This window comes from Bacillus sp. XF8 (assembly GCF_017498755.1).
GTDB classification, from domain to species: Bacteria; Bacillota; Bacilli; order Bacillales; family Bacillaceae_G; genus Bacillus_A; species Bacillus_A bingmayongensis.
On the sequence record NZ_JAGDQK010000020.1, the window covers coordinates 125,556 to 139,842 of the forward strand.

Consider the following 14,287-nt stretch of genomic DNA (forward strand, 5'->3'; position numbering starts at 1 on the left):
CAAACTTTATATCAAAGCTACAATTCACTCTATTTTAAAATTTTTTCCTTCTTTGTCTTTATCGTCATAAATGCATGACAAATACTCCAGCCGTCGAATTTTATAATTATAAATCACGGAACAATTTCAAAAACAGTACCTCGGTTAAAATCAGTCACTTTCATAGAGCCATAAACCCCTAAATATAGTCTGGTTTGATCCAGATTCGTTCCCAAATTAACATAATAAGCTGATTGAGATCCAAAATTATAATCGATTTCAATAACACTAAAATCATTTAGTTTACAATCTGTCCTTACTCTGGTATAGGCTAAAACCCCTCTAACCGGAGGCCGAGATTCTTCATACCGGGCAAGATCGGTAAATACAACGCTTCCCGTTAAATTTGGGATTCCATTCCCCATATATGGCTGGACTCCTGTAAGTGCAGTTCCCCCAAACTTATTGGGCCGGGGATCTTTATGAAAATAACTAGTTAAAGGCTGAAGACGCCTCACTGAAGTTTTTACTGCTTCATCATAATAAGCGATTGTTTTTTCATCCAAAGCCGGATCTGCAGTGCAGCCCCTTATAAACGAAGTAGGAAAAGCACCTTCCCACCCTCGCCAGCCAAAGTTTATAAATCCTTCTTGATCAGGTGTAGAGTTCATTAATGAAGCTTGAATAAGCTGTGTAACCGGTATTTGTTTATAATGAACGAATGAAAAAATCGACTCTACCAAATCCTGTCCGACATTTCCCACATATTTAATATATTGATTATAAAGCTTTTGAAATGAAATGCCTGGTATATTACGAACCCCTTTGGCGATTACTGTAAGCGTTTCCTGAATAGGTGCGGGAAGTTCATTAAAACGTGTGACTACGGGGGGATTAGAGATAAATGTATTCTTAACTACATCAATTTCAATTATTTTACCAGCCATTTCCATGTCGTCCTGACTTAAATTAAATGGATCATAGCCTGAACCACCATCTCCGGTTGTTAAAACAAGTTTTCCGGTTTCAGGTGAAAAGTTTAAGCTATTGAAACCATTATGATTAAAAAATGGTCTTCTTAAGTTAAGTAATGTCCGTCGTTTTTGAGGTTGACCATTCGATTGTAAAATCCATTCTTCAACTGTATCAATATGATCATATTGAATTTCTCTATTTATCCACCTTAGGTTTAAAATTCTGGGATCACACGGGTTAGGCTGAAAAGATTCAGGAAGAGCACCTGGACCTTGTGTTCCAGCTACTGAATAATGAAGATAAAACAGACCGTTATAATAAAATTCTGGATGAAATGCTAGCCCTAGCAATCCCCGTTCATCATATCCACTACCAGAAACACCTAGTTCAGAATCACCTAGTTTTATGATTCGCGGGCGAATATCTAAAAAAGTCCTTATATCTCCGTTTCCTGTGTAAAAGATCTCTCCTACCTGGGTTGCAATAAATAATCTTTCAATTGAGTCACCCGGAAGTATAGCTGTTTTCAAAACAGTAGGTAAATTTATCTTACTTACAATGGGTCGTAAACTAACCTTAACTTTTATCAACTAACTTTACACTCCTTCTTATTGTCTTCTTTTATAAGAATATGATTAGAACTGTGCTATTAGTATCAAATTAGGGCCGAGGAATTGGGTAAATTTCCTTTTAATTTTGGTACGTTTTTGGTAGGTTCTATGTGGATATTAAGGTGGATATATAAAAATTTCAAACTGTTTATATTACTCAACGCAATTAAGGTGTAAAATCTATTTTAAAACAACTTTATTATCCATTTTTTAAATAGTTACGATTTTATTTATTGCGGATTGAATAACTTTAAAGGGCAATCCTACTTACAAACTGTAGCCTTGCTCTTAGTTTTTCACATCAGTATGCAAAGACTTTATTGTCTCTGTACATCTCTAACAATCTACTCTCTAGGTTATCGATTGATATTCTAATGAAATAAGACATCACCATACGTTCGTAGTGATGCCTTATACTGTAGATCATGTATTACATTCGTTAAATTAAGGAGATTAAGCATTGTTATTCAAAATGTTTCACATACTCCAATAACGTTTGGTATTGCTGATCAAGAGCATATTCATCTGTTCCAATTGGGGATTTAAAGAAGAGTGATAGGTGCTCCATTATTCCTGCCTTCCCCTTCCGAAGTGCATGATCCATAAACCGGGAAAGGTCAATTATAAGGGGAGCAGCTAAAATAGAATCAATGCCTAGCCAATTGATTTTCATCGTCATTCTCTCTCCTAGCCACCCTTCAAAGTCAACCGTATCCCATGCTTCTTTTCTATCTCCCCGGACAGGAAAATAATCAATTCTAACTTTATGATCAAAATGACTGTACCCTAGTATACGTTCTAATCCAATGGATTTTGAATCAATCTTTGTTGAAGAATGCCTCGGATGATCCAAAATTGCACCATCTTGATTCCCTAGGATATTCGTGCTGTACCATCCGACAATATTCAACCCTCGCTGTTTGAACATTTTCCCTAAAACATGTTTATATAAAGTCTGTCCTGTCCTTCCATCTTTCCCTGCTGTCGGAACACCCTGAATTTCTGCAAGCTTCTGCAGCGCCGGTATCTCAGCCGTCACACTCGGCGTAAAGTTCACATAAGCACATTTAGCCTTCATTGCCGCATAAGCGTAAAGCATACCCGGTCGAATGTCCGGTGAATTCTCTCTTAACGCGGTCTCAAATGCTTTTAATGATTGATATAACGAATGGGTTTTTGTTTTTTCTTCTGTCGAAGCGGTGTTTATCATAACAATTCTCTCAAGATCATATTTTTTCCTAAATACCTCGATGTCTTCTTGTATCTTATCCACTGCGCTCTCTAAAGTCTCAGGCTCTCCTTTCAATCTATATACTCCTTTGACAAAATCATTCACATTAGCCAGTGGCGCTTGCCAAACAGGAACATCATTGAGATTCATTTCAATCTTCTGCAAAATAGGTTCCTGTATGATACCATGACTCTTTACTGCTTCTATCAATGAATTTTTTTGTATGTCCCATCCACCGAAAGCAATTTGGTCAAGCGGAGTTAGCTGCAGCGCCTCAAATTCCTTCTCTGAAGAAATAACTCCCCTTAACGGAGCAAGATTTTGATTGACTGCAAAGAGTCCTGAAATTGTTGTTGTTGCAACCGCACCCAGCATCCCCACGAATAACACACCCGTTTGATATGTCACTTTTTCACCTCTTCTATTTTCTTGAAAGTTGTAACAATAAGTCATGGACTTCGGTCGCTTCTAATGTTTCTGGAAGTTCAAAATCGTTCCCTGTTACTACAAGTGATACATAATCCCCTTCGTCCTTTGGCGGCAAACCGTGAGATCCTTTGATTCGATCCGGTTCTAGTGGGATTTGGAATGTTTTTGGATTTACAAACAGCTCAACTGGATCATAACCGGGCTTCCTATGAATATCCACAGTGTATGCAAATTCTGGTGCCTGTTCGCTATTCAGCCACCAGTAATATACAAACCAGCTGTCGGGTTCTGCAATTGCAATTAACTGACCTGAAAGCTCATGATCAATCTTATGAGCTCGCTTTTCCTCCTCTCCCCATACCTCGGCTATACCTGGGATTTTTTCAAGAATTTCCTTAACTGCCCCTATATCATGTGGGTCTTGAATATACACATGGGCCAATTGATGGTCTGCCAAGGCAAAGGCTCTCGACATCTCTAAATCGAGAAAATCCATATTTTCAACATGTTTGATAGCCACATATCCCTCTTTGTTCAACGTTTGGTTGATAAGGATAGGTCTGTTAACTGACTTGAAGTTATATTCTGATAAAACAACGAGACGTGTGTGATCCCTTAATCCGCGTTCTTCCAGTTGCCCGATAAAATTTCCAATCAAATCATCAATTTCTTTAACCGATCTCCTTGCAGCTTCACTATTCGGTCCAAACCTTTGCGCGTTATAATCTATATTGGGTAAATATACAAGCGATAATCTTGGTTTGTAGTCTTCTAATACATCTATTGCTGCATGTAAGATCCATTTACTGGACTTGACAGAGGAGAGTGGGCCCCAGAAACTTTTTAGGTCAAATTCCCCATATTTCTCCCTCAATTTTCCGTATAAGTCCCTCGGCTTTGAATCACACCACAAGATCATTTTGTTATCGAGATGGATAGGGGCAGGTGTAACTACATAGTCCGCCGTGCTCAGCTTGCTGAACTGCCAAAATAGCACTGCTGTTTCAGCTGTCGGGTCTTCTTTCTTCAACTTCTCCCAGATTTTTTCGCCTTGAATTGGAACCATCGTCTGATTCCACATTGTAATTTCTTTAGTATCCAAGTTTGGGAGGCCGTTACAAATAATTCCATGTTCAGCTGGCGGAGTTCCAGTGATATAAGTAGCTTGTATTGAACCAGTTACAGCGGGAAATACTGGCTTAACTCTTGCATGTTGACCATCCTTTAATAATTCCTGAATATTCGGAGTTAATTCGGCGTCATTCAGATGTTCCACTGTCAAACTGATAATATCTAATACAACCACGTTTTTTTTCTCCAAAGATACCATCCTTTCATCTAAGTGACCGGAAAGATACGAGACATGATATAACTCAGAATTAGGAAAGAAGATACAGAAAAAAAAGCTGGCCATCCTCCAAATGGAGCAGCAATCGCCCCATCCAATAACGGAAGACCTAGTATACATGTTCCGACAGCCTTTCTAATGTTAGGTGATGTCGGCTTTGCTAGTGCCGGTACAATCCCTGAAAAAGTCCATAACAAAAAAAAGATCACAGCAATAACTGTTGCTCCCCTTGTACCGTCGAATTGCAAGAATAAAATAACAATAGCACACGTTAAAACCGACCCTGCCATGATTCTAACTCGATTCGGATGACTGCCATTTCCAACCTCGCCTTTGGACATCACAGTAACAGTGAAAATATATAAAAATCCTAATCCCGCTATCCACCAAAATTGCGCTAATTTATCTGTTGCCACGCTCAACCCTAATAACAAATTGACTCCTCTGCAAATTCCCATTGTCAACGGGCCAAAAACATCATGATGCTTTGAATAGCGATTATAAACGAATACCAAAACAATGAGAATGCACGCAATCAAAAAACTTATCTTGGACACAAAACATACAGATACAACACCAGCCGTAAGGAGTACAAGACTAAAACGCAGCGCTGAACGAAGTGAGATGAGGCCAGATGTCAAAGGCCTTTCAGGTCGCTCTTTCTTATCAATTTCAAAATCAAAAAAGTCATTTAAAATAATTCCTGTCGCATATATACATGCACTTGCAAACATGAGAAGGATAATCTGAATGAAGTAGCTCTGATCCAAAACTACACCTGCAATCCAAGTACCTGCCAATATATCTGCCATAGCTGTAAAGGTATTCGGAAATCGTATGAGCTCAAAATAGGTGCGAATCTTTCTCATAGGCTGTTAATGATGCTTTGCACATAGTCATAAGATTCCGTGGCAGCCTGTATCGCCTGACTTTCATAGGGGTACAATTCAATGGTAACAAAACCATCATAGCCCGTTTTCTTTATAGATTGTAAAACTTCAAGAATAGGAATAGCGCCATACCCTGGAATGAGATGTTCGTGAACACGGTCCTCGGCAATATCCTCCAGATGATAATGCTTTGTATAGGGCAACAACTTATGAACTAATGTAGTCGGATCCTCTCCAACACAAAAAAAATGTCCTATGTCAAAATTTAATCCAATTGCCTGGGAGGGAACAGACTTCTTGAATTCAATAAATTGATCAGATGTTTCAATTAGCAAGTCCGGCTCCGGTTCAACAAGAATTGTTACACCAGATTTTTCGGCATGATCAGCTAATTCCTCCATTGCCGAAATAAAAACTTTATTTGCCCATTCCCTTCCTACATTGATGAGTGGCCCCCCTGGTTCGGTAGACAATGTCTTTGCACCGAGTTTTCGAGCCAAGTCAATGCAGTTATGCGTATGTTCTATACGCTGTCTTCGTTCTACTTCATCAGCCTCAACAAAAGACGGGTGCCAATTATCTTTTATTCCGTACAGCATGAACGCATTCAAATTTGATATAGTCATGTTTCGTTTCTTCAACCTGTCTTTAATCCTATCTATCTTCTCGTTGGTCACTTCAGGTGGAAAAGCATGCGGGATGTCTAGTAAGATTTCTATTCCTTCATATCCGATTCCAGCTAATAAGTCGATTGTTATTAACAGGTCAAATCTCTTAAATCCATTACTGCTATATGCGAGTTTCATGGTCTTTTCACCCCTTATGAATCTAGTTTCAACTTTCCAGACTGTTCATAAAAGCGGACAGGGTTATTCCAAACTAGCTCTTGGATGATATTTTCCGTATGCCCTTTCTTTCTCATCTCAAGCGCAGTTTTTACTACATTAAGAGGATTAGACGGTCCCCAGTCCGCTGCCGTATTAATCATGATCTTATTTGTGCTGTAATGTTCGATGATTTCAATTGCCTCGCCAGTTGAAACTTTTGTCGGATAAATTGTCATCCCGCTCCAACCGCCATACTCGATGGAAAGATCAATAGTATCTGAATTATTATGATCTATTAATACCCTGTCAGGTTCAAGTCCTTCTTCCTTTAGGATTTCTATCGTTCTTCTTGTTCCCTCCCGCTTATTTTGGTGGGGGGTATGTACCATAACCAACATATGGAGTTTCTTAGCCAAATTCAGTTGCCTGCGCATCACGGTTTCTTCCTCTAAAGTGATTCTATCAAAACCAATCTCCCCAATCGCGAGACACCGCTCATGTTGCAAGTACTCGGACAGTCCATCGATTACTTGATATGCAATATCAAGGTTGTTTGCTTCCTTTGGATTCATAGCTAGGCAACAATAATGATCGATTCCATATTGCTTAGCACGCTGCGGCTCAAAGGTAAGCAAATGTTGGAAGTAATCAAAATAGGTCTCAGGATATCGGCGTTCGCTTCCAAGCCAAAACGCTGGTTCCACAACAGCGCGTACGCCAGCCAGACTCATATTTTCATAATCATCTGTTGTGCGGGAGTAACAATGGATATGCGGATCAAAATATTTCATAGGTTTTCCCCCTCATAAATGGCTATTCTTAAAGTATGGTGTAAGGAATTCGATAGATTCCTTTGCTGCCATAACCGGATTGTCACTGTAGGTATATAATTCTACTGTTATGAATCCTGTATATTCGATTTGTTTTATATGATTAAACAATTGATTAAAGTCAATGTTTCCCTTACCAGGTATGAGATGATAGTGCTTGTGATCTGCAATATCCTCTAAATGGATATTCCATATTCGTGACTTTAGACTTGATAATAGAGCAGGAATATCTTCTCCTATCACGTCCGCATGCCCGAGATCAAGGTTTGCTCCCAGCCTATTTGATCCTACTATTTGAATCAGTTCACTCAATTCCTTGCCGTTTTCTATTAGAAGACCAGGTTCGTATTCAATCCCCACGTTGATTTCGCGTCGTTCGGCATAGTCCATAATTTCCATTAATGAGTTAATCAGATGATTAATGGCCTGATCTGGTGGGTTTTCAGAAAGACACCTACCACTTGTAATACTGATGTTTTTTGCATTTACCATTGCAGCTAAATCTATTAATTGCTTCGTATATCCAATTCTCTGATTTCTCACCTCTCCTCTCGCGTTACATAGGGACGGCTCAAATGTAGGTTCTCCAGTAGAATGCAAAAAAAATCCAGCTGCCGTATTTCCGTTTATGTTTGATACCTCGAGATCATATTGTTCTATTCTTTTTTGCACATCACTAACCCAAGGGGCATTATGTAAAGGTGGAAAAGCATGGGGAACATCCGCTAAAATTTCCACGCCCTTATACCCCAAACGTCCAATCTCTGAAATAGATTCAGGCAAAGTGTAGCTTGTAAATGCATTTGTACTAAACGCCAGCTTCATCTTGTCTCCTCCTTCTTTTCAAATATATGTGGCATTACAACGCTTATTCGTTCCAAAAGATTTTACTCAACTTTTAAGGCAATCCCTGACACAATCTATTCATGAGTATTCTACAAAGCTCCGCGAAGATCCAGCAGTAAAGAAAACTCAATATAAATATTATTGCAATAACCTTTGAATCCATAGTTGTATCAACAGCAGGGCCTAGCACTGGAAAACGGAATACATACAGAATCGTCATAATACCCGTAAGAAGACATATTGCTGAAAAGGAGACAACCACAATTCTCCTCTTCAAATGTAAAAAGGCCACACCCATCGCTATACCTAATAAACCTGTTGTAAAGGGAAAGATAATTAGTTCACTCGGCTGAATAATAAATAAAAGGAAAATCGTAAGTGTATAAGAGAGGATCCCCTGGCGGACAGAAAAGCAAGTAGCTAAAAAAATTGGTAATGTCGCTAGAAAACTAATCAGAAAACCTATACCAGGCATAAAGCCCCCCGCTGATTGAAACATAGTGGCAAATGTACTCAATAAGGCTGTAATAACTAACTTGGTTGCAAGGGCCATTTTTCTTACATGGACATAGTTTGCACCTGTCTCTATCATCGATTGATACCAATAGCGAACAAAGCGATTGATTAAAACACCCCCTAAAAATATCCAATTCATCACTTTTTATACTATTCATTCCTTTGCGCTTTTTGATGTATCGTAGTGATACAATTGAAAGGATTTTAAAGCCAGAAGATATCTTGTTTCCATTGGGATATAAAATGGAAGTATTTGCTGAAAATCTTACAACTCCCATTAACTTAACGTTTACAGATCGATGGGAATTGCTAATTGCAGATGCTGGAATTGCTTCGGGAAATGGGAAGGTGTTAATGCTTACTCCAACCGGAACAAAAGTAATAGCTGCGGGATTCCCCCCACTTACCGGGATTACTTTTTACAAAGGTAATATCTATGTTGCGCACCGAGGATTTATTACTATTGTAAGACTAGATGGCTCCAAGAAGGATATTATTTCAGGACTACCTAGCCTTGGAGATCATCATAACAACCGTGTTATTTTTGGTCCCGATGGAAAAATGTATTTTGGGCAAAGAACAGCTACAAATTCCGGTGTGGTTGGTGAAGATAATAGCCGTTGGGTAAAGTAATATTCTTTTTTTTCATGAACATCCCGGCTCCTTTATTCCGCTAGTCGGACAAAACTTTAGAACATAAAATTATTTATCCGGTGTTTCAAGTGAGCAAGTATGGACAGGCACATTCCCTCCCTTTAGTGTTCCTTCCTATAAAGGGGAGTATAGAAATAGTATGATAAAAGCTAACGGAAGTATCTTAATACGATATCTAAATATAAAAACTTCTCGTATCTAATCTCATTTATGCAAAAAAGGTGCCTATGTGACATAGGCACCTTTTGCTATTATACATATTAACAGTTTAGTGTCATATAGCTTGGGAATTTACCTACTGTAAATTTGAAATAGAGTCCCAATGTTTGTCCTTCACTTTTTTAATTTAACACTATAATAGCGCATCGCTTTCAAAGTACCCTCCATTTCAAATACACCTTGTTGAATTAACTTACGCAAGCGATATTCAAGAAAAACATCTCCAACTGACTGTTCCAAATTCCCAAGAACTTCGCCAATTAGTCTTGGAGCCTTATAAAAATCTCCTTCTGTTCTTTCTTTCTCCAAATTCTTTGCACATTCAATGATGAAAGAATCGAAATAATCTTCTTGTACAGATTTAACTTGGTTTTTATTCCAAATTCGTAATAAATCCGTAGTTTCAGATAATAATTTCCATTCTTGTTCAAAACCTTTTCGTTCTTCTTCAGTTAGTGATGCGGAGTTTTCATATTTCTCATAAATAATCGCTAATTGCTCTGGGGATAACTCCCCTGTCCCGCGTATATCATAAGCTTCTGGAAGCAATTCTCTATATGCTTTTGATGTGTTAATTACTTGAATAGTATCTCGATCTTGTAAATGTGCAAGTACAAAACAAAGACCTACATGTTCATGCGCATTATCAGCTTTCCAAATTGTGATTGGTATATCTAGAGGAATAGACTGTAATTCTTCCATCGATTGTCTAAATGTTGATAAATATTCTTCTTCAAAATAAAGATCATAAGAATTTAAATTTCTAGATAGCCATTGCTGACGTCCTACTTGTCCAGCTTCTAACTCCAATTGATGGATTGGCCCGATAGAGAATGCATCTGAGAAAAGAATTACATAGTCTTCTGTTAAATTAGCTTGTTTCAGCATGTACTTAATACACCCAGCTGGCGAGTCACCAAATGCAATATGTACATGTTTACTCTCTTTAATATGTAGCCTAGGTTTTTGTGATTCAATGAGTTGTTTTGGGATTTCTGTTAATATTTTTACTCTATCTTCACTTAAATCTGTTTCCATTAAATCAAGTTGAATTAAGATGTGATGAAGTAAAGATTTCGCTTCATCATCTGGCATATTTTTAATAATTTGATTCAGTTTTTCTATCACGTATAATCCTCTCTTTCGTATGTTACAGTTAATTGTAGTATATCAGAAGAGCTCATACAAAGACCTCTTGAAAATAAAAATAATGAATTAAATTCACTTAAAAGTAGCAAAAATTACTTTCTTTTATCAAACCCTCGTTACCAACCGCGCAAGAATAAAATCTTCTTTTCTTTTTATCAACTTTTTATATAAAAAATATTTTTTCTAAAGATAGAAAGATACGATTTAAGAGCAATATTGGAAGGAAATCCTTTGTATCTCAGAAGTTTTCTAAAATTAGACAGTACCTTTGAAATAATGCCACTGTTTTTAGAACAGGCATACTGAGCATACTAAAATATTACGAATATCGAAATCTTTGAAGGGTAAGATAGTTATAAAACATACGATTTCATAATTGGGAGGAATCAAACATGCCTATTGAAAACTACGGTGTATTTAAAGGAAACGTCAAAAATTGGGATGAAGAAAGAGATAATGATACTCCTCACTTTCAAATTCACATGATAGGTGAATTTAATAGAAATTACAGAATCGCTGTTAATGTCATGTCTAGTGATGATGAATCTGTGCTTCTCTATAAAGTGGACGAACAATATGATGCTTCTGCTATTACTCAACTTCATAAAATGGAGAAGGGATTTACTCCAATTATTTACTGTAATAGACAAGAAATAGCGCTTGACTATATTCGGGGTAACTTATTTGACCCCCGAACTATGAAACCTTTGCCTCATAATGTTTCAGGGCCAGATAATGATTTAAATGAATTACTTATTAAGTACATAGAAAAGGCGAAAGAAGAAAATGCAATCGTTTATGTATATGGATCTAAGTGGGGACCTGAAAAAGGTCAAGATGACAAGTTTAGATTTTCTCCAAAAAGAGGGATTCATAATGTTCATATGAACCAAGGTAATGATGAAAATGGACGTTTTGGAGATGATAACGGAATCTGGCATGATGGGGGAATTCTCATCCAATTTACAAATAATTGGGTTGCTATCTTTTTAGCATTTCAGTCTCAATCATGGTGCACAAACGATTTGGGGCATCCAATTCGAGACTGTACACATGAAGATTGAGATGAAAAATAAAGCGAATTTTTTAAAATATGTCCATGATGTACACTCCCTTTATATAATGGAACTTAACTTATTTATTTTCGATATAAGTTTCAGCTTGTGAAAAGATCTCCCATAACAATGATTGTACCCATCTTAATTATGGGAGATACTAATACTCTGAATTTGGTAAATATACTTATTCAAGAATCATTTTTCAAACTAACTTCCACTGTTATTTTTAAATTTTTTATAAGTTGTAATTTCCCTCACCAACCTTATGATAAAAAAATTCCATCGTAGTAACACCTGAATCGTTAGTTTGAGTTACAAAAATGCTGACGTTCCAATACAATACAACAACTATTGAATATAATTGTGATAAAATCACGTGAAATCAATGAAATTGTCGCTCTAATTGAAAAAGAATAGGATTATGTTGAAAGAACCAAAATAAAAAAGAACATAGAAAAAGGCGATTTTCCATTCAAGACTGAATGAAAGATCGCCTTTCTAATTCTACATTCGTTTTGTGAAATTAAAAACGTATATTTTTCAACCTCCTTCCTGGTAATACTGATTCAGTATTCTTTATTTTTGAAATTTTCTTTTTTATATTCTATTTATAATATACGCTTATTTTTGGTTGTTCATTTCAAATACTTGTTGTACGTCTTTATCACCGCGCCCAGATAAATTAACAATAATACTTTGATCGTTTCGTAAGGTTGCTGCTAGCTTTATAGCATAAGCCACCGCATGCGAACTTTCCAATGCAGGAATAATACCTTCCACACGAGACAATTTATGAAACGCTTCTAATGCTTCATTATCATTAATTGCTACATATTCTGCACGTCCAGTTTCTTTATAATAACTATGCTCTGGTCCAACACCTTGGTAGTCCAGTCCCGCGGCAATGGAGTGTGCCTCTGCAATTTCTCCATTTTCGTCTTTCATCATATAACACTTAAATCCGTGGATGATACCAGGCTCTCCTGCTGTAAGAGGTGCTGCATGCATACCTGTTTCAATCCCTTTACCACCTGGTTCAACACCTACCATTTTTACTTCTTTATCATTATAAAATGGGGCAAATAACCCAATCGCATTACTTCCTCCACCTACACAAGCAACCAAATAGTCAGGTAGACGTTGTTCCTTTTCAATATGTTGCGCTCTTGCTTCTCTTCCAATTACAGCTTGGAAATGACGAACAATCGTTGGGTACGGATGTGGTCCCAGTGCAGAACCTAATAAATAAAATGTGCTTTCATAGTTTTGAGCGTAATCTTCAAGTGCTGCATCTACCGCTTCTTTCAGAGTACGTCCCCCTTCTTGAACAGCAACTACCTTCGCTCCTAATAGTTCCATACGAAATACATTTAATTGTTGACGTTCTGTATCCATCCCTCCCATATAAATCGTACAATCTATTCCGAACATCGCACATGCAGTAGCTGTAGCAACTCCATGCTGTCCCGCTCCAGTTTCTGCAATGATGCGCTTTGCTCCCATTCTCTTCGCGAGTAAAATTTGCCCTAATACATTGTTAATTTTATGAGCTCCTGTATGATTAAGGTCTTCTCTCTTAAGATAGATTTTTGCACCACCAATTTCTTCACTCAAACGTTTCGCATAATACAACGGATTTGGGCGCCCTACATATTCTTTAAGATAGTATTCATATTCATTTATAAACTCTGGGTCATCTTTGTATTGATTAAACGCATTTTCTAGGTGAAGTAAAGCCTCTTGTAGCTGTTCTGGTACAAAACTACCCCCAAAATCTCCGAAATATCCATTTTCCGCTTGTAATAAATTCATGTTAATTCCTCCTTGTAATTTATAAATATTGAATGAGAAAAGTAAAAAAATGCAAAAAGCCCTCTACATGCTGTATGCATGTAGAGGGCGATATATACGATTATACCGTGGTGCCACCTCTTTTGGTTCTTTATCACATAGACTCAGAACCCTCTCGTTTTTGGATACGGAAAAATAAATTCGATATCCTCATCCTTGTAACGGCGGAACCCGGGTCGCATACTCCTAATGTTTCAGCGTACCTCTCCTAAGTCCATTCGGAATAATCTATCGTACTGGATCACACCAACCCCAGCTCTCTGTAACGCATCAATTAAACGTACTCTTCTTAGTCAACGATTTTTGATTATTGAAATTTAATTATGATATTATAGAACTATTTTTGTTTTGTCAATTACAAAAATTATACATCCAATAGTCTCAACTGATATTATTAGCAAGCACTTAATACGAAATACGGGAAAATAAAGAATTTATCGTTTCCACGTAATCGAAATAGAACCTTTCAAATTACTAAAAATGATTATTTTTTAAGTTGTTATCTAAAAAACTCTTTCTTAGAATTTTTTTGGGTAGGATACCATAATCTTTTACTATCATTCACGTTATTTAAATTTGAAATAAAAAAATTAAATGATGCTTTTTCTGTTGTACAAATGGAAAACTCTGGATAAAATTCTTTATTTTGATACCAATGTAAACCATAAAAACAGTGATTTATATATAATGAACTTAATATATTTTTATATATATCATTATTATCAATCAACTCTATTTTTTCTCTATAAAAATCATCAATTTTTCTAAATAAAATTTCTCCCGCTTCATTTACATTAACTTCATCTAAATTTTTTATATTGCTATCAAAACTAAAAATTGAGGTGTATAGTAGATGGCTTGTTTTGAACAGCAT

At 36.9% G+C, this 14,287-nt stretch carries 13 protein-coding genes and 1 other annotated feature; of the genes, 2 read left to right on the top strand and 11 right to left on the bottom strand.

Annotation, left to right across the window (positions count from 1 at the left end; all coding sequences use genetic code 11):
- Positions 1-113 precede the first annotated feature (113 nt).
- The 8 genes from J4P91_RS13885 to J4P91_RS13920 all read right to left on the bottom strand — a co-directional run bounded on the left by J4P91_RS13885 (position 114) and on the right by J4P91_RS13920 (position 8,621).
- Entirely contained in the window at positions 114-1,544 is a 1,431-nt protein-coding gene (locus tag J4P91_RS13885) for a PQQ-dependent sugar dehydrogenase (RefSeq protein WP_207994602.1), read from the bottom strand.
- Between the two features lie 484 nt (positions 1,545-2,028).
- Positions 2,029-3,204, bottom strand: coding sequence for an inositol-3-phosphate synthase (locus J4P91_RS13890; protein ID WP_207994603.1), 1,176 nt, complete (start codon positions 3,202-3,204; stop codon positions 2,029-2,031).
- 13 nt (positions 3,205-3,217) lie between these two features.
- Entirely contained in the window at positions 3,218-4,531 is a 1,314-nt protein-coding gene (locus J4P91_RS13895; protein ID WP_207994655.1) for an alkaline phosphatase family protein, read from the bottom strand.
- A 32-nt stretch (positions 4,532-4,563) separates the two neighbouring features.
- A complete protein-coding gene (eboC, locus tag J4P91_RS13900) occupies positions 4,564-5,442 on the bottom strand; it encodes a UbiA-like protein EboC (RefSeq protein WP_207994604.1) in 879 nt (292 codons plus the stop codon).
- On the bottom strand, positions 5,439-6,269 hold the full coding sequence (locus J4P91_RS13905) for a sugar phosphate isomerase/epimerase family protein (RefSeq protein WP_207994605.1): 831 nt from the start codon (positions 6,267-6,269) through the stop codon (positions 5,439-5,441). The genes eboC and J4P91_RS13905 overlap by 4 nt, the downstream gene beginning before the upstream one ends.
- Positions 6,270-6,283: 14 nt before the next feature.
- The gene (locus tag J4P91_RS13910; RefSeq protein ID WP_207994606.1) at positions 6,284-7,081 is read right to left on the bottom strand and encodes a TatD family hydrolase; all 798 of its coding nucleotides are present in this window, start codon (positions 7,079-7,081) and stop codon (positions 6,284-6,286) included.
- A 12-nt stretch (positions 7,082-7,093) separates the two neighbouring features.
- The gene (locus J4P91_RS13915) at positions 7,094-7,945 is read right to left on the bottom strand and encodes a sugar phosphate isomerase/epimerase family protein (protein ID WP_207994607.1); all 852 of its coding nucleotides are present in this window, start codon (positions 7,943-7,945) and stop codon (positions 7,094-7,096) included.
- A gap of 73 nt (positions 7,946-8,018) precedes the next feature.
- Positions 8,019-8,621, bottom strand: a complete 603-nt coding sequence (locus tag J4P91_RS13920) for a hypothetical protein (protein WP_207994608.1) — start codon at positions 8,619-8,621, stop codon at positions 8,019-8,021.
- 35 nt (positions 8,622-8,656) lie between these two features.
- Between J4P91_RS13920 and J4P91_RS13925 the strand changes: the two genes are divergently transcribed.
- A complete protein-coding gene (locus J4P91_RS13925) occupies positions 8,657-9,115 on the top strand; it encodes a PQQ-dependent sugar dehydrogenase family protein (RefSeq protein ID WP_207994609.1) in 459 nt (152 codons plus the stop codon).
- A 354-nt stretch (positions 9,116-9,469) separates the two neighbouring features.
- Here J4P91_RS13925 and J4P91_RS13930 read toward each other — a convergent pair whose 3' ends face one another.
- Entirely contained in the window at positions 9,470-10,450 is a 981-nt protein-coding gene (locus tag J4P91_RS13930; RefSeq protein WP_207994656.1) for a DUF1835 domain-containing protein, read from the bottom strand.
- Positions 10,451-10,896: 446 nt separating this feature from the next.
- Between J4P91_RS13930 and J4P91_RS13935 the strand changes: the two genes are divergently transcribed.
- Positions 10,897-11,568 (top strand): YukJ family protein, encoded by a 672-nt coding sequence (locus tag J4P91_RS13935; RefSeq protein WP_207994610.1) that lies wholly within the window; start codon positions 10,897-10,899, stop codon positions 11,566-11,568.
- A 615-nt stretch (positions 11,569-12,183) separates the two neighbouring features.
- On the opposite strand, the gene trpB is transcribed toward J4P91_RS13935, so the two are convergent.
- Both trpB and J4P91_RS13945 read right to left on the bottom strand, forming a co-directional pair.
- Entirely contained in the window at positions 12,184-13,374 is a 1,191-nt protein-coding gene (trpB, locus tag J4P91_RS13940) for a tryptophan synthase subunit beta (RefSeq protein WP_207994611.1), read from the bottom strand.
- Between the two features lie 80 nt (positions 13,375-13,454).
- Positions 13,455-13,719: a binding site (T-box leader), on the bottom strand.
- Positions 13,720-13,912: 193 nt separating this feature from the next.
- Positions 13,913-14,287 carry a hypothetical protein gene (locus tag J4P91_RS13945; protein WP_207994612.1) on the bottom strand — a complete coding sequence of 125 codons (375 nt, stop codon included), beginning with the start codon at positions 14,285-14,287 and terminating at the stop codon, positions 13,913-13,915.